The sequence below is a fragment of the Pseudomonas sp. 300 genome (assembly GCF_055803035.1).
On record NZ_JAVLRV010000002.1, the window covers coordinates 3003665 to 3025543 of the forward strand.

Sequence of the window (21879 nt, forward strand, 5' to 3'; positions counted from 1 at the left end):
GGCTGTAAACACGAAGCCCACCGTTTGGTGGGCTAATGAGATGGTCACCCCCACACCCTGCGAGGGCTACGCTTTCGCAGGGTGTTTTGTTTCACCGGCCTTCTCGGTGATGGTGTCTTCCAGTACAGCGATGGCTTTGGCACCGACACCGCTGGTGACCAGGTCAACGACGTAGGTGTCGTTGCCTTTGCCGCCGATCAGGGTGTCCGCACCCGCGCCGCCATCGATCAGGTTGGCCTCGTTGTTGCCGGTGATGACGTTTTTCAGCCCGTTGCCGGTGCCTTTGATAGCCGATCCGCTCAGGATCAGGTTCTCGACGTTGGCCGCCAGGGTGTAGTCGACCGACGCGTTGACGGTATCGACACCTTCGTTGAGCAGCTCGACGACGCTGTCGTCTTCATTGTCGACGACGTAGGTGTCGTTGCCCTTGCCACCGATCAGGGTGTCCACACCGGCACCGCCGTTCAGGACGTTGTTGGCGGCGTTACCGGTCAGGGTGTTATCCAGCTCGTTGCCGACGAGGTTGATCGCCGCCAGGGAGTCGATAATGGCGTTTTCAATGTTGTCGCCCAAGGTGTAGCTGTTACCGGTGTAGGCGGCGACACGCACGGTGTCGTTGCCACCATCGGCAGCTTCGACCACCACGTCCTTGTTGCTGTAAATCACGTAGGCGTCATCGCCGCTGCCACCGGTCAACAGGTCGCCGCCGTTTTTGCCGTCGAGCAGGTCATTGCCGGCACCGCCGGTGATTTCGTTGCGCGCCGCGTTGCCGGTCAGTTTGTTGCCCAGGTCGTTGCCGACCAGATTGAACAGCCCGGTACCGGTGACGGTGACGTTTTCGAAGTTCTGCAGGTTGCCGCTGCTCAGATCGATGGTCTGGGCCTCAGTCTTGGACACATTGTTGTAAGCGATTTGCAGGGTGTCGTTGCCTTCATCCTCTTCTTCCGTCACCAGCGCCTGCTCTTCCGCCTTGTCGAGGACGTAGGTGTCATTGCCTTTGCCGCCGATCAGGGTATCGATGCCGGCACCACCATTGAGGACGTTGTTGCCGTCGTTGCCGGTGATGATGTTGTTGGCCGCGTTACCGGTCAGGTTGATTGCCAGCGAGCCGGTCGCGGAAGCATCGAGGTCTTCGAGATTGAGACCCAGGGTCACGGCAGCGGTACCGCTGAAGTTGATCAGCGAATCGCCGCGCAATTTCAGGATGTCGTGATCACCTTCACCGGCCTTCTCGGTGATGGTGTCTTGCAGTACGGCGATGGCCTTGGCACCGACACCGCTGGTGACCAGGTCAACGACGTAGGTGTCGTCGCCAGTGCCGCCAATCAGCGAATCCACACCCGCACCACCGTCGAGGGTGTCATTGCCGGCGCCGCCACTGAGGATGTTTTTGCCGCTGTTGCCAGTGATGACGTTGTCCAGCCCGTTACCGTTGCCATTGATCACGGCGGTGCCGGTCAGGGTCAGGTTTTCCAGGTTGTCGCCCAGGGTCCAGTTAATCGAGGACTGCACCGAATCGACACCTTGGCTGGCTGCCTCAATGATCAAGTCCTTGAGGTTATCGACCACGTAGGTGTCGTCACCCGAACCACCCTTCAAGGCATCTGCCCCGGCACCACCATTCAGGATGTCGTTGCCGTTTCCGCCGTCGAGGCTGTCGTTACCGGCACCGCCGGTCAGCGTGTCATTGCCATCTTCACCTTTGAGGATGGCCGACCCCGAACCGCTCCAGATCAAGGTGTTGTCATTGGCATCGCCAGTGAGCGTTGTGGAGTTGCCGTTCGCATCAAAGCGCTGGCTATGGATATCGCCGATCAGGTTATCCGACGACAGCACTTCCCACGTGATCACGAAGCCGCCGTCCTGGGTGGCATTGACCACCGGGAACATGTCGTTTTCATTGCTGGTGAGCAGCAACTGATTGCCGACTTTGACTCCGTTTTTGTCGTAGACCTGCGCGTACAGGTTGGCGTCTGCCGAGTGCGCGGCTTCATCGGAAGTGGCCCAACTGATGACATAGCCGCCACCTTTCAGTGCCGTGATCGCCGGCTCGCCCTGAATTTCCGAAGTGGGCGTATTGACCAGCGTTTCGCCGCCCAGTTTTACCCCTTTGTCGTTGTACCGCTGCATGTAGACGTTACCGGTGACCGGCTCGCCGTTTTTCATCGTGACGCTGACCCAGGTCAACACCAGACTGCCGTCTTCGAGCGTGGCAACTTCCACCCCATACTGATCGCCGGCCTTGCTGGTATTGACGGGTGCTGCACTGCCATCGCCGACTTTTTGACCGTTGGCGTTGAAGCGCTGCATGTAGATATCGACGTCACCCGCGGCTTTGGTTTCGCGCTCCCAGACGATGACGAAGCCGCCATCCTTCAGGTTGGTGATGCTCGGCTCTTCGGCGAAGATCGCGGCGTCCTTGACTTTGGTATCGACCTTGACCATTCCGCCGATCGGCGCGTGGGTGTCGCCGCTGAACATCTGCATGAACAGTTCGGAGGCGTAGAACGGTGAATTGCTTGAGCTGCTGGAGCCATTCATCTCCTCTGCCCAAGTCACCACATAGTTGCCATTGGCCAGAACGGTAACCGCGATGTCCTCGAAGTGAACATTGGGTTCGTCGCTGTCTTGCGGCGACAGGCTGATCAGGGAACCGGTGGCGACACCTTCAGCGTTGAACGCCTGGACCTCGAGCTTGTTGCCGTCAGTGGTCCAGCCGACCACGAAACCGCCATCGTTGTTTGCGGCAATCACCGGATTACGGCCGTTGATGCCTTCCAGCAAATGGTCGCTGAGCACTGCATGGTTCTGGTCGAACTTCTGCAGATGAAGCTGCCCGGCTTCCTCCCAGACCACCACATAGTTGCCATCGCTCAGCAGCGTGGAAGCGGGTTCCATGGAGACCACACTGCCGGCTTCGTTGTCAAACCTGCCATCGTTGATGCCGACGGTCGTGCCGTCGCCAAAGACTACTTTTTCAATACCGACCAGCGTTGTGTCCTGGGTGCCATGCACCACTACATTGCCCTGGCTGTCCTGAGTAAAACTGTAACCGGACTGGCCAGACAAACCGGCGGTATCTTCACCCCCGCCACCGTTGAGGGTGACGTCGTCGGTACCCGTCCAGTTCAAGGTATTGTCGTTTTCATCGCCGGTGATCACCGTGGTGCTGGAGCCAACCAACAGGTTACCGGCAGTGACTTTTTGTATGTGGACTTCAGCGCCGCTTCCGGCTTTGGAGCTTTCCCAACTGACCACGACGGTACCTGAAGTACGCACGGTGACGACCGGGGTGTCCATCAGTTGTTCGTCGGCATCGGCGGTGGCCACCCGCACCGGCGAGAGATCGGTCTTGGTGCCGTCGGCAGCGAAGCGCTGAATGAAAACACCGCCGCTACCCTGGGCGAATTCGTTCCAGGCCAGGACATAACCACCGTCCGGCAGCGAAGTGATTGCCGCGCCATTGATCGAGAGGTTGCTGCCGACTTCAACCGGGTCTCCCACAGGGGAGAAATTCTTGTCGTAGAGCTGGGTGATGATCACCCGATCCATACCGCCCGAGCCTTGATCGACACGGCTGAGTACGTAACCGTCGGTGACGGGAGTGATATCGAAGTAAGAGGCGTATCCGAAGGTGCTGACCAAGCTGTCCAGGGTCTTCGCCGAATCCGCGACGACCTTGCCGTTGGCGTCAATCCGGCTGATCTGAAACTTGGAGTCGAATGTACTGTTATCCACGGAAAAATGCTGAGTGGTATAGGTCAGCCAGTACCCGCCATCGCCCGTCGGCAGCACCGTCATATCGTCGGCTTCGCCCAGGGCTTCGTTGCCTTTGGTCAGGGTTTGCACGACACCCGGCTTGCCATTGGTGTAAACAACGGCCTTGATATCGGAAAGGTCGAGCCGCTCGTCACCTGATATATGTTCATGGGTTTCACCCCAGGTCACGATGTACTTGTTGTTGGCCAGTACCGTGACTTGTGCATCCTCCAACTCGAAGGCGGCGCTCGCAACTTTTACGGCATTGCCACTGGCGACGCCATTGGTGCCGAACGACTGTGTGTAAACGGTCGAGACGTGAGTGGCTTCGTTTTCCGAAGTCCAGGACAGAATGAACTGACCATTGGCCAGCGCAGTGACGGAAGGATCATCCGCGTCCGGCGTTGGAATGTTGGTGCGTTGCAACATCTCGCCATCGGCCGTGTAACGCTTGACCACGATGCCTTCAAAGTTGTCGTTACTCAACGCCCAGGTAATGACATAACCACCGTCGCTGAGCGCCGTCACATTCGGGCTTTCGGCACCGTTGCCCGCCGTTTTCGTTTCGATTTCACGAGTAGCCGTCAGCGTGCTGCCATCGGTAAATTCCAGAACCCGCTCACCGCTGTCGCCGCCGACACTATGGATAACACTTCCTTCGTTGTCCGTTACTACGATGTTTTCACCGTCGTCACTGAAACTATAATCCGTTTGATTTCCTGGGACCTGGGTCGGAGTGCTCATAATCCTTTCCTTGCATAGCGAAATGCGGCGTTTTAGCCGTGGCGTTGTATGGGGGTGTGATGACCACTGCCAGGTTCGCGGGGGCGCGAATTGACAGTTTAAAGCGACTGCTAAAATTGCAGTGTTATAGCAAGGCGGCAAGCTAATGGCAATTAGCCATTTCCTATTGCTATATGCTTTTCACTGAGCATGTATTTTTTTTCTCGGCAAGCAGATATGCTCGCCGCGCGGGAGCGCTGGTCTGCCCGCAGCGGAAAATGTTTTTCCTTGTCGGGATTATTGTTCTCCCAAAAAACGACTCGATAAAACACAGCGCTGTATAGCGCCAAAAAAGGTTGTTTTCAGTGTTTCTTCAATGTTTGGCCCTGCACTGAAATGCCGTTTTAACTCACGATTGTTTATGCGCCTTCCATTAAAAAAGCAAAAAATGGCGACCATCAAGAGTGGTCATACAACCGGCAGTGCAGATCGTGATGTTTTGATCTTCGAGGCGGAAGATTGCATCACCGATTCAAGCGTGAACGCACAATATTGGTTTCGATCTTTACAGCGGCTAGGTCGCATACCCTGAAAGCTGTAAAAGGTACACATTTTTCCCGCCACGAAGGTCCGTCTGCACCTTCGCGGATAACGAATTTTTACGGCTCGCTTACGCGGGCCTCAGGTAATGGACTATGTCAGCCCCTCCCAGGACCGAACTGGAAAATGCCCTGGCCGTTTGCAAAGGCAGCTTTCTTTCAGTCGGTTTCTTCAGCTTCTTCGTCAATTTGCTGATGCTGGTTCCCTCTTTCTACATGCTTCAGGTCTATGACCGCGCGGTGGGCAGCGGCAGCCTGTCGACTCTGCTGATGCTGACCCTGATCATGCTGCTGCTGATGATCACGCTCGGCGGCCTGGAATGGGTGCGTTCACGGATCATGGTGCGCATTAGCACACGCCTTGAAACCCTGCTCGGCCAGCGCCTGTTTGATGCCAGCTTCAAGCAGGCACTCAACACCGGGGGCATGAACGCCTCGGCACAACCGCTGAGCGATCTGAGCAGCCTGCGTCAGTTCCTTACCGGCAACGGCCTGTTCGCCTTCTTCGATACACCATGGATTCCCATTTACCTGGCGGTGATGTTCATTTTCCATCCCTGGTACGGCTGGATGGGCGTGATCAGCGCCCTGCTGCTTGTAGGGCTGGCGTACATCAACGACAAGCTCACCAACAGTCCGCTGCATGCCGCCAACCGTGAACACATGGGCGCCACCGCGTTCACCAACAAAAGCCTGCGCAACGCCGAAGTCGTCCAATCCATGGGCATGCTTGGGCATTTGCGCCAGCGCTGGAGCGCTCGAGTCCACAAGGTGCTGTCCTTGCAAAGTCAGGCCAGTGATCGAGCGGGCGCGATCTCGGCGATTTCCAAGACTTTCCGCCAGATCGTCCAGTCACTGGTGCTGGGCCTCGGCGCCTATCTGGCTATCCAGCACGAGATTTCCTCAGGCTTGATGATCGCCGGCTCGATCCTGCTGGGCCGGGCACTCGCGCCCATCGACCAGTTGATCGGCGCCTGGAAGGGTTTTATTGGCGCGCGCTCGCAATACGGACGCCTGCATGAACTCCTGGAAAAAATCGCCGCCGAACCTCAGCGCATGTCACTTCCGGCGCCGCAAGGGAGGGTGAGCGTGGAGAACCTGTCGGTGGCTCCGCCCGAAAGCCGCAAAGCGATCATCCGTGGCCTGACCTTTGATGTGGCAGTGGGCGAATCGGTGGGCATCATCGGCCCTAGTGGCTCTGGCAAGTCCACCCTGGCCAGAGCCCTGCTGGGTATCTGGCCGCCCCTGGCCGGCAGCGTACGGCTGGACGGAGCGGACATCACACAATGGCGGCGGGACGAGTTGGGTCCGCACATCGGTTACCTGCCCCAGGACATCGAACTGTTCGAAGGCACCATCAGCGAGAACATTTCGCGTTTTTCCGAACTGGATGCCGAAGCCGTCGTGGCGGCAGCACGTATGGCCGGCGTGCATGAACTGGTACTGCAATTGCCCGATGGTTACGACACCGTGATCGGTGCCAATGGTGGCGGCCTGTCCGGTGGTCAACGCCAGCGAATCGGGCTGGCCCGCGCCGTGTACCGCGAGCCACGGCTGGTGGTGCTTGACGAGCCCAACTCCAACCTCGATGACGTCGGCGAAAAAATGCTTGCCCAGTCCCTGCACAAGCTCAAGCAAAGTGGTGCCACGGTGTTCGTGATTACGCACCGCCCCAGTGTCCTGGCCCATGTCGACAAGCTGCTGGTGCTGAACAATGGCGAACTGGCCATGTACGGACCGCTGAAACAGGTCTGGGCCAAGCTGCAAAACACGCAACAGGCCGCCGCAAGCGCGGAACCCACCTCCGTGCAACGATAAAGTGTAGAACGCCACACCATGCAAACCCCCAAGCCCTTATCTACTGATGCATCCGAACTGCCTGTCGATGACCGGCCGACCCGCCGCGTCGGCTACCTTATTCTGCTACTGACGTTTGGTCTGTTCGGTGGATGGGCGACCCTGGCGCCCCTCGGTAGCGCCGCATTGGCGCCCGGGGTGGTCACGGTCAAGAGTTACCGCAAGACCGTGCAACACCTGGAGGGCGGTATCGTTCGCGAATTGCGTGTGCATGACGGTGACCAGGTGAAAACCGGCGATATCCTTCTGGTGCTGGACAACACCCAGGCCCGCTCCGAGATGGAAATGATGAGAAGCCAATTGGTCGCCGCGCTCGAATTGGAAGCGCGCCTGGTAGCCGAGCGTGATGGGTTGCCCGAGCCGAAAGCGGTCCCGGGTCTCAACGCTGACGATCCGCGGGTGCGTGAAGCACACGACAGTGAGTTGCGGATTTTCCAGACCCGCCGCAACTCGCTGCTGGGTGAAATAAGTCTGCAGGAACAGGCCATCGGGCAGATCGAGCAGCAGATCCGCGGCTTCAAAGCGATCGTCGCCAGCAAACAGACACTGGCGCACTCCTACGAGGAAGAAATCGTCGACCTGCGCGCGCTGCTGGCCGATGGCTACGTCGACAAGCAGCGCCTGCGTGAACAGGAACGCAGCCTCTCGCGCTTGCAAGCTGAAGTGGCCGAGCAGCAGTCGGAAAGTGCCCGGGCTTCCGTGCAGATAGGCGAGGCCAAGCTGAAGATCCTGCAACTGAAAAAAACCTTCGCTTCCGAGGTGGCCGGGCAACTGGGCGAGGCACGAACCAAAGTCTATGACCTTCGCGAACGACTCTCCTCCGTGCAGGACCGCGACCAGCGCACCGAGATTCTCGCCCCGGAATCGGGGATGGTCATGGGCATGACCGTGCACACCCTCGGCGGTGTGATCAGCCCCGGAACACCATTGCTGGATATTGTCCCGGCCAGCGAAGAATTGATCGTCGAAGCCCAGGTGTCGCCGATCGACATCGACCGAATTTCAGTGGGACGTCCGGTGGACATCCGCTTCAGCGCCTTTAAAAGCAGCACCACACCCGTGATCAGCGGTCGGCTGATCCAGATTTCGGCTGACCGCTTGACCAACAAGGACACCGGCACGGCTTATTACCTCGCTCGTGTGGCCGTCACCGATGAAGGCCGCAAGGCCTTGGGCAATCTGGCTTTGGTACCGGGCATGCCGGCCGAGGTGCTGATCAACACCGGTGCACGCACGCTCTTGGAGTACATGATGCAACCGGCAACCAATGCGTTCGCCCGTTCGTTGATCGAGGACTGATATGAGGCGTTGCATTGCATTATGGCTGTCCTTGCCGCTGGGACTCCTTTGCGCTGGCTCGATGGCCGCCGAGGCCCAGTCAAACTATGTCGATCTCTGGCAGCTGCAACAGGAAGCACGAGGCGCCGACCCGCGCATTCTCAAGGCGCAGGCGCTGGTCCGCAGCGGCGAAGGCCGCCAGCGCGAAGCCCTGGGCCGAATGCTGCCTCAACTCAATGCCAACGGCAGCTTCAATCGCAGCCGCCGTGATGATGACCTGAGCCGGACCGAGTACAACGGCAAACGCGCATCGCTGGCGCTCAATCAAATGATCTACGACCCGCAAAGCTGGCGCAGCTATCAGAAATTTTCCGAACTGGCGCAACAGAGCCAGTTCGAATCGACGGACGCCCAAGTGCTGAGCAGTATCGACCTGTCGGATCGTTACTTCACCGTACTCGCGGCGGAGGATGAACTGTCCCTGGTGCGTAGCGAGCTGGAAGCGACCCGGCACAACCTGAAGCGGGTGAATAGTCTATTTAAACGACAGATGGTGACGGTCACTGATCCACTGGAGATCCAGGCCCGGGTGGACACCCTGGAAGCTGATGAAATCGAAGCCGCCAACAGGGTGGCAATCAGCCGCGAAGCCATATCGGAGCTGGTCGGTCGCGACGTTCAGGAACCCCTCAAGCGCATCAGCGACAACCCGGCCTTCAGCTTGCCGGCGCAAGCTGAAGCGTACTGGGTCCAGACCGCACTTGAGAGCAATCCGGCCCTGAAAGCCCGCGAACACAGCGTCAACGCCGCTGAAGCGGCCATCCGCGAGGCCAAGGCCGGGCATCTACCGCGCTTGGGTTTGAATCTGACCGCGCAACGCAGTGACATCGGCTATGAAGGCACACTGACGCCCCGCTCCGATAACTTCGTAGCCTCCCTCGATCTGCAGGTTCCGCTGTACAGCGGTGGCTCCACCAGCGCCAGGGTGGTGGCCTCCGAAGGCGACAAGGAAGCCGCCCAGCAAGACCTGGAAGCCCTGCGTCGACAGGTGGTCAAGGAAACGCGAAGCGCTTACATCGGCATCACGGCCGGCCTCAGCCGAATCAAGGCAACCCGCCGTGCACTGGAATCTGCCGAAAAATCACGCATCGCCACCGAGGCCGCCTTTCAATACGGTGTCAAGACAGCTACCGATGTACTGGACAGCATCAAGAACGATTTCAGCGCCCGACGCGATCTCTACCAATCACAATACAAATTTGTTGCCAGCCTGCTGGTGCTGCACCGCTGGAGTGGCCGACTGAGTGACAATGATATTCGCCAGGCGAACGATTGGCTGGTCGCGCCACTGTAATGTGCGCATCACTGCATAATGTCTGAAACCCTGCGACATCAGGCTTTTTGGTTCAAAAAAGCGAAGTGAACAATTGTTTGATACTGCTTGAATGGAGAATAATCCACGTTGGGGGCCATAATACCAAGCAGTTTGAGCTGTTCAGAATTCGATAGATTTTAAAAAGCTGTAATCACACAAGGGTTATCCATACTTGGTTATTCAATCGAACAATTGAAACAATCTGAATTCAGAAAATCATTGACCCTAGCCTCACTACAAAAACAGCACAACTGCAAAAAACCGTACATTTCCTAACAACTTAAAAACAACAAATAAAAACTTACAACAGCCCGACTGGCCAAACACCATTCCCAGCCATCCTCATATAAAACCTAGTTGATTCGTAGCCCCTTTCCTCTTCGCTTGTAGGATTATTCCTATATTGCTGCTTGAGGTCGGTCAGTTCATGCGTCCCCTCAACTATCTGAGCTAAGGTGCGCGCTTTATTTGAGCTCGTATGGGATTTGATTATGAACTCCGTTTTTATTGTCGACGATCACCCCGTCATCCGCCTCGCCGTCAGAATGCTGCTGGAGCACGAAGGCTACAAAGTCGTCGGCGAAACCGACAATGGGGTCGATGCCATGCAGATGGTTCGCGAATGCATGCCCGACCTGGTCATTCTCGATATCAGCATTCCGAAACTGGACGGCCTCGAAGTTCTCGCCCGCTTCAACGCAATGAGTACGCCGCTGAAAACACTGGTATTGACTGCACAGTGTCCGACACTTTTCGGTATTCGCTGCATGCAATCCGGTGCTTCAGGTTATGTATGCAAGCAGGAAGACCTGAGTGAACTGGTGAGCGCGATCAAAGCAGTACTGTCCGGTTACAACTACTTCCCGAGTCAGGCCTTGAACCCTGTTCGCGGCGATGAAGTGCGTTGCGCCGAACTGGAACTCTTCAAGTCAGTCAACGACCGAGAACTGATGGTATTGCAACTTTTTGCCCAGGGCCGCACCAACAAGGAAATTGCCAAAGGGATGTTTCTCAGCAACAAAACTGTGAGCACCTACAAAAAACGACTCATGCAAAAACTCAAAGCCAAATCCCTGGTTGAACTCATCGAGATGGCAAAACGTAACGCATTAGTGTGAGACACAGGATGCCCAGTCGCATAAAGGATTATCTGCTACTCATGGCCGCTGTATGCCTGACCACCTCAGTGCCTGCCGCACAGCCTGCCAGCGAGCACTACAACCTGCTCAGTCGCTCAACGGCCGGACATCTGGACGTCCAACTGGATCAATCACAACAACAATGGATATCGAGTAAACAGCAACTGATTCTCGGCACGTCAGCGCCGGACTACCCCCCTTTCGACCTGACCGTCAGCGGCCAGGACTATGAAGGTTTCACCGCCGATTACGCGGGCCTCCTCGGCAAGGCCATCGGTTTGCCGATCAAGGTTCAACGCTTCGCGTCCCGAGGGGCTGCGATCAAGGCACTGGAGAAAGGCGAGGTCGATCTGCTCGGCACCGCCAATGGCTTCGAGGCTCACAATACCGACATTGTTCTTTCGACCCCTTACGCCGTGGACCAACCGGTTCTGGTGACACGGGAAGGAGACACCCGATCCCTGACCGACGGCCTCGCCGGCCTGCGGCTGAGCATGGTGTATCACTATTTGCCACTGGAGGAAGTCAGGGCCCTGTATCCCAAAGCCATCATCACGTCCTATCCGTCCTACCAGAATGCAATCAATGCCGTGGCTTTCGACCAGGCCGACGTCTTCCTCGGCGACACCATCTCGACCCATTACATGATCAACAAGGGTTACCTGAACAATATCCGCATGGCCAACTTCGGCAAACACGAAGCCCATGGTTTCAGTTTTGCCGTGCACAAAAACAACCCGGAACTGCTCGCAATCATCAACGCGATGCTCATGGCTATCCCGGCCAGCGAGCGGGAAAACATCGCCGAACGCTGGAGTGCCGGCAGCGACATTCTGCTCACCGACCAGAAACTGCAGCTCACCCACCTCGAAGAACGCTGGCTGGCGCAACATCCTGTGGTGCGCGTGGTGGTCAATGAAGCCTATGCACCGCTGACGTTTTTCGACAGCGATGGCAACTTTCGCGGCGTTACCGCAGACCTGCTGGAACTGATCAGATTGCGTACCGGCCTGCGCTTCGACATCCGTCGCAGCCGAAGCGACGACGAGATGATCAAACAGATCAAAGACCAGCAGGCCGACGTAATCGCCGCCCTGCTCCCCAGCGCCGAACGTGAAACGATGCTGAACTTCACCCGTCCCTATCTGCAAAATTCCTTCGTACTGCTGACGCGCAAAGCCGCCGACAGCCCGACCAACCTTGAGCAACTGCAAGGCAAGCGCCTGACCATCGCCCAAGGCAACCCACTGGTCGATTACCTGCGCCGCGAGTTCCCGCGGATCAAACTGATTGAGACGCCAGACACCTTCAGCGCGGTAGAATTGCTCGCCGAAGGCAAAGCGGAAGGTGCGGTGAACGCACTGGTAATCGCCAACTACTTCATGTCATCGCGGCTCTTCGAGCAAACACTTCAGATCAGTACCACCATCGGCACCCGACAGGCCGCGTTCTCTCTGGTAACCGGGCAAGACGCCAAAGAACTCAACGCCATCCTCAACAAGGCGCTGCTGAGCATCGCCCCGGAAGAGCTTGGCATCATCAACAGCCGCTGGCGGGGCTATTCGGCGTCGTCGCACAGTACCTGGCGCAACTACCAACGGTTGTTCTATCAGATCGTTATCGGTGCCGGCGTACTGCTGCTGATTTCCGCTGCCTGGAACGCTTACATGCGTCGCCAGATCAAACAACGTCAGGCGGCTGAACGTGCGTTGAACGATCAATTGCATGAACGGCGGCAACTGTTCGACGAGCTGCGCTGTGCGAAAGATCGCGCCGATGAAGCGAACCGGGCCAAAAGCACGTTCCTGGCGACCATGAGCCATGAGATCCGCACCCCGATGAATGCAGTCATCGGCATGCTCGAACTGACGCTGAAACGGATTGATCGCAACCATCCGGACCGCCCGGCCATTGACGTGGCGTACAACTCGGCGAAGGACCTGCTGATACTGATCGGAGATATTCTCGACATCGCCCGCATCGAGTCCGGGCGCCTGAGCCTGAGCCCGGAACGCGTCAATCCGCTTGAAATCGTGGGCTCGGTGGTACGGATCTTCGATGGGCTGGCCCGTCAGAAAAACCTTAATCTACGGCTGGCGTTCAACCCAGCCAACCCATCAGTCGGTGTCCTGCTGGACCCGATGCGCTTCAAGCAGGTGCTGTCGAATCTGGTCAGCAACGCCATTAAATTCACTGAGCATGGCGAAGTCAGAATCACCGTTGAGTTGCTCCCGAGCACCGAGCCCGAGCACATCCGGATGCGGTTGCAGGTGGAGGACAGCGGTATCGGCATCAGCGAACAGGATCAGCAGCGGCTGTTCGAACCTTTCGCCCAGGCCAATGACAACGGGCAGTCCGGCAGAGGCGGCGCCGGGCTGGGTCTGGTGATCAGCCGGAGTCTGTGCGAAATGATGGGCGGCAGTCTGCATTTGAGCAGCCGACCGGGGGTAGGCACACAGGTTCAGGTTTCGCTGCACCTGGCCACCCTGCCCGTAGAACAGGTGCCGACAGTCGCCGAAGTGCCCATCCACACAACGACGCCCTTGAACGTTCTGGTAGTCGACGACCACCCGGCCAATCGCTTGCTGATGTGTCAGCAACTGGAGTTTCTGGGGCATCGATTCAGCGTTGCAGAAGACGGAGAAACAGGGCTGGAGGTGTGGAAAACCGGATTGTTCGATCTGGTGATTGTCGATTGCAACATGCCGATCATGAACGGATACGAGCTGACCCGCGCCATTCGCCGCCATGAACAACACTGGGCACCACCGCGCTGCACCGTGCTCGGCTTCACCGCCAACGCACAGCCCGAAGAATTATTGCGCTGCAAACAAGCCGGGATGGACGATTGCCTGTTCAAGCCTCTGACGCTGACCGCGTTGAGCGAATGGGTCGCAGGTATCAAACCGCCCGTTCGCGATCCAGCCTTCAGCCTGCAAGGGTTGCACCTGTTGACCGGTGGCAATCCGCTGATGGACAGGCGATTGTTGACCGAGCTGCTGAGCAGTAACCGCCAGGACCTGCAAGCGCTGCGGGCGTTGTCCCGCTCGAACGACCCGCAGGCATTTCTCGATGTAGCCCACAAAGTCAAAGGCGCCGCGCGCATTGTCCAGGCCACCCGCTTGATCGCCAGCTGCGAGGCGCTTGAGCAGGTCTGCCATGGCGCCTTCCATCACGACGACGTGGTTGAACGCAGCAAAGCCATGGAGCGCGCCATGCTCGAACTGGAGCAGGCATTGCAGCAACAAATTGGACAAAACGACAAAAGCAGAGTCACGGAGCCTTAACTATGCTTGATCGCTGAGCAGTGTGTTAAACATCATGGAGAGACCCCGCAATGCCCAGCCCACTGCGCCCGGATCAACGGCGGTTCCCCCTGCACGTCCATATCAGCGTGATGTTCACCCTCCTGTTGCTGCTGACTGGCGTGGTGCTGGGCATTTTCAACTATCGACAAACCACGCAGGTCATTCTTTCCAGCAGTGAGAAGCTCTTCGAGCGCATCGAGCAGGATGTCCGCCTGGACCTGCGCGCCACCTATGAGCCCATTCGCCATCTGTTGAGCCTGTTGGTGTACAACCCGGCGGTGCATGCGCCCGACCTGGAGCAGCGCCTGGCATTGCTCAAGCCATTCAGCCAGTCGCTCAAGGACAATCCTGACCTGGCCTCGCTGTATCTGGGCTACGACAACGGTGACTTCTTCATGGTTCGCCCCCTGCGAACCGCCGCCCTGAAAACGCTGCTTGAAGCCCCGGAGACCGCAGCTTATCAAGTCTGGAGCATCGAAAAAAATGACGGCCCGGCGCATTCCCAATCATTGTTTTTCGATCAGGACCTGAACCTCATCAGCCGTCAGGACCACCCCGACGACACCTACGATCCGCGTACTCGCGCCTGGTTCTCCAGCGCTCGCGGCGACAATGATCAGATCACCACCGAGCCCTACCTCTTTTTCTCCACCCACAATGTCGGTACCACCCTTGCCCGGCGCAGCGGCGAGCACGCCGTCATGGGCGCCGACCTGACCCTGGCGGAACTGTCCGCGACGCTGGCCAAGCACGTTGTAACCCCCAGTACCGAAATCGTGCTGTTCGATGCCCAGGGCAATGCCATCGCTTATCCCGATAGCAGCAAACTGATCGTCGATGATCAGACCGCGCGCCTGAGCAAGGCCGCCGACCTGAGTCCCGGCCTCGGCGCATTGTTGAACAATCCGCCAACAGGCAAACGGCTGACAACCGCCGGTCGGCAGTGGATCGTTGCCCGTAGCAGCCTGCAGGAAGGTGGTCCGCAGGGACTGCAATTGGCGCTGCTGGTGCCGGAAGACGAATTGCTCGCCGATGCCTACCGCATCCGTTGGCAAGGCGCGCTGATTACGCTGGCCACGTTGCTACTGTGCCTGCCATTAGGCTGGCTGACATCCAGGATTCTGGTCAAACCCCTGCGTGCGCTGGTGCAGGAAGCCGATGCGATTCGTAGTTTCGATTTCAATTTTCCGGCTTCCCGTCGCTCTCCGGTACTCGAAGTCGATCAATTGAGCGTGTCGATGGCGCGCATGAAAGACACCCTGGCGAGTTTTTTCCAGATCTCGGACAGCCTGAGCGCCGAAACCCGATTTGCGCCCTTGCTGGAAAGGGTGTTGTTCGAAACCGTAAAAATCGGCCAGGCCCAGGCGGGTCTGATCTATCTGCGGGAAAATGACGGCGATCGCATGGAGCCTCATGGCCTGGTCATCAACGATATTTCACAGGCATTACCTTCGTTCGACATTCGCGGCCACGAACTCCAGGACCCACAGAGCCCTGCCTGGCTACAGCAGCTGTCGCATGCCGACAATGTGGTCACCACGTTTGGTTTCGAGCAGGCGGGGGATTTGCAGAACGTGTTGCTGGCGATGGAGTGCCCACGGGTGCATCTGATCGGTATCCGCCTGCACAATCGCCATAACGAAACCGTGGGCCTGCTGATCCTGCTGTTGACGGACAGTGGCGATCAAAGTGATCTGGAGAAGCTTCGTCCGGACCGCATCGCGTTCCTTCAAGCCGTGTCCGGCGCCGCCGCCGTGAGTATTGAAAGTCAGCGCCTGCAAGCCAAACAGAAGCAACTGTTGGACGCCTTCATTCAATTGCTGGCCGGCGCAATAGACGCGAAAAGCCCCTACACCGGCGGTCACTGCCAGCGAGTCCCGGCGCTGACGTTGATGCTCGCCCAGGCTGCCGCTGCCAGTCAGGCCCCAGCCTTCAGCGCTTATCAACCGACCGAGGACGAGTGGGAGGCCCTGCACATTGCCGCCTGGCTACACGACTGCGGCAAGGTCACCACGCCGGAATACGTGGTCGACAAAGCCACCAAGCTGGAAACCCTGAACGACCGCATCCACGAGATCCGCACCCGCTTTGAAGTGCTCAAGCGCGATGCCTGGATCAATTACTGGCAAGCCATTGCCCTGGGCGGAGACGAGCAGCCTCTGGCGCAATTGCGCAATGCCACCCTGGCGGCGCTGGACGATGATTTCGCGTTTGTTGCCCGCTGCAACCTGGGCGGAGAGGCGATGGCCGAGTCCGACCTGCAACGCTTGCGCAACCTGGCCCAGCGCACCTGGACCCGAACCCTCGATGACCGCCTAGGCGTTTCCTGGGAAGAGAACCGGCGTCAGGCGCGAACATCGGCGCCGCCCTTGCCCGTGAGCGAGCCGCTGCTGGCGGACAAACCGGAGCATCTGTTCGAACGCGCCGAAGGCGAGCTGATTCCCGAAGACAATCCCTGGGGGTTCAAGCTCGATGTACCCCGCTACAAGTACAACCGGGGCGAGCTCTACAACCTGAGCATTGCCCGAGGCACGCTGACGCCCGAGGAGCGTTACATCATCAACCACCACATGGTGCAAACGATCAAGATGCTCAGCCACCTGCCATTCCCCGGCCACCTCAACAATGTTGCGGAAATCGCCGGCGGCCACCATGAAAAAATGGACGGCACCGGTTATCCCAAACAGTTGAAGCGCGAGGAAATGAGCCTGCCGGCGCGGATGATGGCGATTGCCGATATTTTCGAAGCGCTGACCGCCGCCGATCGTCCCTACAAGAAAGCCAAGTCGTTGAGCGAAGCGCTGGGCATCATGGCCACCCTGTGCCGTGACGCCCACATCGACCCGGAACTGTTCGGGCTGTTCATCAACGCCGAAATCTACCAGCAATACGCCGAGCGATTTCTCGATCCACAACAGATCGATGCCGTAGACCCGCCGGGCCTGCTGGCCAAGGCAGGCTTGCGGGCGTGATCAGCAGTCGGTCAGACGCAGGAAGATGGCCGCCAGTTTTTCAATCCCGGCTTTATCATATTCAGTGAAGCGCGCCAGTTTCGGGCTGTCGAGGTCCAGCACGCCGATCAGGCGGCCGTCCTTGACCAGCGGCACGACCAGCTCGCTGTTCGACGCGCTATCGCAGGCGATGTGCCCGGCAAAGGCGTGCACGTCTTCGACCAGTTGAGTCTGCAACGTCGCCGCCGCAGTCCCGCACACGCCGCGTCCAAACGGAATGCGCACGCAGGCGATCTGCCCCTGGAACGGCCCCAGCACCAGCTCTTCGTTGCGATTGAGATAGAAACCTGCCCAGTTCAGGTCATCGAGCTGGTTGTACAGGAACGCCGAAAACTGCGCGGCGTTTGCGATGAAATCCCGCTCGTCCGCCAGCAAGGACTCCAGCTGCGCGTGCAGCATGCCGTAGCCTTCGAGGCCTTGGCCGCTTTGTTGTAAATCGATCATGCCTTGTGCTCCAACAGCTTCAGCCCGACCCAGTAGCGGGCAAATTGATAGGCGCAACGTCCGTTGCGATTGCCCCGGCCCGTGGCCCAGCGCACCGCGAGGATGTCCAGCTCCTCGTCACGCTGCCACTTCAGGCCGGCCTTGTCGGCCAGTTGACCGATCCAGTGCTCGACCACATTGAGGAAGTGTTCCTGGGTAAACGGATAGAACGACAACCACAGGCCGAAACGGTCCGACAGCGCGATCTTGTCTTCCACGGCCTCGCTGGGATGCAGTTCGCCGTCGACTCTTTTCCAGTTTTCGTTATCGCTTTCCTTTTCCGGCACCAGGTGGCGACGGTTGGAAGTGGCGTACAGCAAGACGTTGTCCGGCGCCTGTTCGAGGGAGCCGTCGAGCACGCTCTTGAGCACGCGATAGTCGCCCTCGCCCGCTTCGAACGACAGGTCATCGCAGAACAGAACAAAACGCTGGGGCAGCTTGGCGATTTGCTCGACCACCCGCGGCAAATCGGCCAGGTGATCGCGTTCGATCTCGATCAGTCGCAGACCAGCCCTGGCGTGTTCGGACAGCAACGCGCGTACCAGCGACGATTTACCGGTGCCACGCGAGCCCCAGAGCAACGCGTGATTGGCCGGCATGCCGTCGAGAAATTGTTGAGTGTTCCGCCCCAGTTGCTCAACCTGGCGGTCCACACCGATCAGGTCGGACAACCGCGTGTCGAGGCTGACCTGCAGCGGCAGCAGAAAACCGCTGCGACCTTCACGCTGCCAGCGCGCGGCCAGGCAATGCGTCCAGTCGATGGCTTGCCGAGGTGCGGGCAAGAGCGGTTCGATACGGGCCAGAACGGCATCGGCGCGTTCAAGAAAAGCATTCAATCGGGAATCCACGTCTTCTCCTCGGGCACGTTCACAGTAATGATGGCGTTACAGCAACGAAATTCAGCATCCAGTGACCTGTTCATCCCGTGCACAAGGGCTCGCGAGAACATCGGTATCCATGCATGATCGACTATGCTTGAGCAGCGAAGGGAAACGGAAGTGGTTCGACACCCCATGGATATCAAGTTCACCAACCGGCTGTCCTACAAGCAAGCCCGGCTTACCGTGCTGGTCGGTTTCATTCTGGGCACGCTGCTCAGCCTGCTGCAAATAGGCATCGATTATGCCAGTGAAGACGCCTCCATCAACCGTGAAATAGTGTCCCTGCTGGAAATCAGCCATAACCCCGCTTCGCGCATTGCCTACAACATCGACGCCGAACTCGCCCAGGAACTGACCCTGGGCCTGCTGCGCTCGCCAGCGATCATCGCTGCGCAACTGACCGACAACAACGGTACGGTGCTGGCCAGTGTCAAGCGCCCGCCATCGCAGAGCGGCTATCGCGTCATCAGCGACTTCCTGTTCGGTGCCGCCCGAGCATTCGAAGACCGGCTGTATCTGGATCACTTGCCGAACGAATCCCTCGGCACCTTGCGCCTGGAGGTCGATACCTATTCTTTCGGCAACCGCTTCCTGCGACGGGCCGAAGTGACCTTGCTCAATGGCTTTGCCCGCAGCCTGATTCTGACCGGCATCCTGCTGGCGCTGTTCTACGTCATGCTGACCAAACCGCTGGTGCGGGTTATCCGCGAACTCAGCAGCCGCGATCCGCGCAGCGTCGAACCGACCTGGCTGGAGTACCCGAGCGGGCATGAAAACGATGAGATCGGCGTGCTGGTCAAGGTTGCCAATCAGCAGTTCGAGAACATTGCCACCGAAATCCAGCAGCGGCGCAACGCCGAAAACCGTCTGACCGATTACCTCGGGCAACTGGAAAACATCGTGTCGGCCCGCACCGCCGAACTCAAGGCGATCAACAACCGGCTCAGCCAGTCGAACCAGGAACTGGAAGTCGCGCGCAGCACCGCCCTGGACATGGCCGAGGCCCGCTCGGTATTCCTCGCCAACATGAGCCACGAGATCCGCACGCCCCTCAATGGTTTGCTGGGGATGATCGCGCTGTCCCTCGACGGCCCGCTCAATGCCGAGCAACAGCAACAGCTGTCCATCGCCCACGACTCGGGCAAAGTGCTGGTGGAGTTGCTCAACGATATTCTCGATCTGTCGAAATTCGACGCCGGTCAGCTCGAACTCGAACACATTCCGTTCGACCTCGGTTCGCTGATCGAGGACACCGCCAACCTGCTGTCGCAGAACGCGGCACCAAGCGTTGAACTGACGTGCCTGATCGAACCGACATTCCCCGCGCTCGTGCTCGGTGACCCGACCCGGGTCCGGCAGATCGTCAGCAACCTGTTGTCCAACGCCCTCAAATTCACCCGCTTCGGTCGGGTGGATGTGCGTCTGTCGACGTTCGAAGACGGCGTCAGAATCGAAGTCTGCGACACCGGCATCGGCATCGCCCAGGACGCTCAGGTCAAGATTTTCCAGCCGTTCACCCAGGCCGGTGCCGGCATTACCCGTCAATTTGGCGGCACCGGGCTGGGGCTGGCGCTGACTTACAACCTGTGCGAAGCCATGCAGGGGCGCCTCACCATCAGCTCGGAAGCGGGTTTCGGCAGCCAGTTCTGCGCCGATCTGCCGCTGCCGTGCCACACCCGCGCCTTCGCCCCGGCCACGTTGCGCGGCAGGGTGATCGCCATCACCGCCGCCACCAGCGGCCTCGCGGAACTGTTGAAGAATCTGTTACCGGGTTGGGGGCTCGACTATCAGCAGCGTTCGATCGATGACGCGATGAGCGGCCTGAAGCCCGACGTGGTCATCACCGATTGTCCGGAATGCCTGTTTCACCTGCGCCCGCTGTGTGCCGCACCGATTCTGCTGGTGACCGCTTACGGCAGTTTCATGCCCAGCGAACAGGCCAGCGCCCTGGCGCCGTTACAACAACAGGCCCGACCACTGGCGCGCAATGCGTTGTACCAGACACTGCGGCGAGTGTTGCAGCCGGAAATCAACACCATCAATGATGCACGACTGGAGGCGCTCACTCCCCAGCGGCGCGGACGGGTGCTGTTGGTGGAGGACAATCCGGTCAATCAATTGGTGGCCAAGGGCATGCTCGGAAAACTCGGCTGCGAGGTGACTGTCGCCGCTCACGGCGGCGAGGCCCTGGATCAGCTGGAGCAAAGCGAGTTCGATCTGGTGCTGATGGACTGCAACATGCCGGTGATGGACGGCTACGAAGCCAGTCGGCAAATCCGTCGCAGCGGGCGCTGGCCGCAATTGCCCATCGTCGCCCTGACCGCCAACGCCATGTCCGAAGAACGCGAACGCTGCCGTGCGGCGGGCATGAGCGATTACTTGGCCAAACCTTTCCGTCGGGAAGAACTGGCCGCCCTGCTGGACGTATGGATGCCTGCTACGACAGTGCCTTGATCTGCCCCAACAAGTGATCAAGCCCCTCGCGCAGATCACTCAAGCGATCCAGATCGACACCGCTGTCACACAACAGTCGGGCCTTGAGCGGACCGACCTGATCGCGCAACGCCTTGCCCGTTGGCGACAGGCTCAGGTGCACTTCACGCTCATCCCGCGCTGAACGCTGGCGCTGCACCAGTTGCAGTTGCTCAAGACGCTTGAGCAGCGGCGTCAACGTGCCGGAATCCAGCGCCAGGCGCTGGCCCAACGCCTTGACCGTCGGCTGCTCCGGTGCCGCCTCCTGCCACTCCCACAAGACCAGCATCGCCAAGTATTGCGGGTACGTCAGGCCGAGTTGATCGAGCATCGGCTTGTAAGCGCGGATCACCGCTCGGGAGGCGGCGTACAGCTTGAAGCAGAGCTGACTGTCGAGCTTCAGGGAATCGACGGACAAGGTGTTCATTTGAGCAGGGCTTCGATCTCGCGGCTCAGGTCCTGCGGTTTGGTCGCCGGTGCGAAGCGCTTGACCAATTGGCCGTCCTTGCCGATCAGAAACTTGGTGAAGTTCCATTTGATGCCCTGAGACCCCAGAACACCCGGCGCACGTTTTTTCAGCTGCACGAACAGCGGATGGGCGCCGGCACCGTTGACGTCGATCTTTTTGAACAACGGAAAGCTGACACCGAAGTTCAGTTCACAGAACTCGGAAATCGCGCCTTCATTGCCCGGCTCCTGCTTGCCGAACTGGTTGCACGGGAAGCCGAGCACCACCAGCCCTTGATCCTTGTAGGTCTGCCACAGTTCTTCCAGGCCTTTGTACTGCGGGGTGAAACCGCATTTACTCGCGGTGTTGACCACCAAAACGGCTTTACCGGCGTAATCCGCCAGGGTCTTTTGCTCACCCTTGATGGTGGTGCAAGGGATGCTCAGCAGGTTGTCGCTCATGATTTGGACTCTGGAATGAAAGAAGATGAGGCAAACATAGCGAGCAATTGAATTGCGTGCAATTTAATTAATCGATCTTTCATCA

Annotated in this window: 12 protein-coding genes; 7 read left to right on the plus strand and 5 right to left on the minus strand. The window is 58.6% G+C overall.

Going from position 1 to position 21879, the window contains the following annotated elements:
• Positions 1 to 66 precede the first annotated feature (66 nt).
• Positions 67 to 4503 (minus strand): hypothetical protein, encoded by a 4437-nt coding sequence (locus Q7W83_RS20200; RefSeq protein ID WP_473656678.1) that lies wholly within the window; start codon positions 4501 to 4503, stop codon positions 67 to 69.
• Between the two features lie 674 nt (positions 4504 to 5177).
• On the opposite strand from Q7W83_RS20200, the gene Q7W83_RS20205 reads away from it, so the two are divergent.
• From Q7W83_RS20205 to Q7W83_RS20230, 6 genes are all read left to right on the plus strand, one after another.
• Positions 5178 to 6899: a type I secretion system permease/ATPase gene (locus Q7W83_RS20205; protein ID WP_150654638.1), complete on the plus strand. Its 1722-nt coding sequence runs from the start codon at positions 5178 to 5180 to the stop codon at positions 6897 to 6899.
• An 18-nt stretch (positions 6900 to 6917) separates the two neighbouring features.
• Positions 6918 to 8237 (plus strand): HlyD family type I secretion periplasmic adaptor subunit, encoded by a 1320-nt coding sequence (locus Q7W83_RS20210; RefSeq protein WP_150654637.1) that lies wholly within the window; start codon positions 6918 to 6920, stop codon positions 8235 to 8237.
• Between the two features lies 1 nt (position 8238).
• Positions 8239 to 9570, plus strand: a complete 1332-nt coding sequence (locus tag Q7W83_RS20215; protein ID WP_150635962.1) for a TolC family outer membrane protein — start codon at positions 8239 to 8241, stop codon at positions 9568 to 9570.
• Between the two features lie 512 nt (positions 9571 to 10082).
• The gene (locus Q7W83_RS20220; protein ID WP_150632247.1) at positions 10083 to 10709 is read left to right on the plus strand and encodes a response regulator transcription factor; all 627 of its coding nucleotides are present in this window, start codon (positions 10083 to 10085) and stop codon (positions 10707 to 10709) included.
• 8 nt (positions 10710 to 10717) lie between these two features.
• A complete protein-coding gene (locus Q7W83_RS20225; protein WP_473656683.1) occupies positions 10718 to 14017 on the plus strand; it encodes a transporter substrate-binding domain-containing protein in 3300 nt (1099 codons plus the stop codon).
• A gap of 50 nt (positions 14018 to 14067) precedes the next feature.
• Entirely contained in the window at positions 14068 to 17010 is a 2943-nt protein-coding gene (locus tag Q7W83_RS20230; RefSeq protein WP_150654635.1) for an HD domain-containing phosphohydrolase, read from the plus strand.
• Here Q7W83_RS20230 and Q7W83_RS20235 read toward each other — a convergent pair whose 3' ends face one another.
• Positions 17011 to 17493 carry a GAF domain-containing protein gene (locus Q7W83_RS20235; RefSeq protein ID WP_150635966.1) on the minus strand — a complete coding sequence of 161 codons (483 nt, stop codon included), beginning with the start codon at positions 17491 to 17493 and terminating at the stop codon, positions 17011 to 17013.
• A complete protein-coding gene (locus Q7W83_RS20240; protein ID WP_150632227.1) occupies positions 17490 to 18380 on the minus strand; it encodes an ATP-binding protein in 891 nt (296 codons plus the stop codon). Before Q7W83_RS20240 ends, Q7W83_RS20235 begins: the two co-directional genes overlap by 4 nt.
• Before the next feature lie 165 nt (positions 18381 to 18545).
• Here Q7W83_RS20240 and Q7W83_RS20245 point away from each other — a divergent pair, with 165 nt between their 5' ends.
• Entirely contained in the window at positions 18546 to 20867 is a 2322-nt protein-coding gene (locus Q7W83_RS20245) for a hybrid sensor histidine kinase/response regulator (protein ID WP_150632228.1), read from the plus strand.
• Here the strand turns inward: Q7W83_RS20245 and Q7W83_RS20250 are convergent.
• Both Q7W83_RS20250 and Q7W83_RS20255 read right to left on the minus strand, forming a co-directional pair.
• The gene (locus Q7W83_RS20250; protein WP_150632229.1) at positions 20851 to 21312 is read right to left on the minus strand and encodes a MarR family winged helix-turn-helix transcriptional regulator; all 462 of its coding nucleotides are present in this window, start codon (positions 21310 to 21312) and stop codon (positions 20851 to 20853) included. The genes Q7W83_RS20245 and Q7W83_RS20250 overlap by 17 nt on opposite strands.
• On the minus strand, positions 21309 to 21794 hold the full coding sequence (locus Q7W83_RS20255) for a glutathione peroxidase (RefSeq protein WP_150635967.1): 486 nt from the start codon (positions 21792 to 21794) through the stop codon (positions 21309 to 21311). Before Q7W83_RS20255 ends, Q7W83_RS20250 begins: the two co-directional genes overlap by 4 nt.
• Between the last annotated feature and the right edge of the window lie 85 nt (positions 21795 to 21879).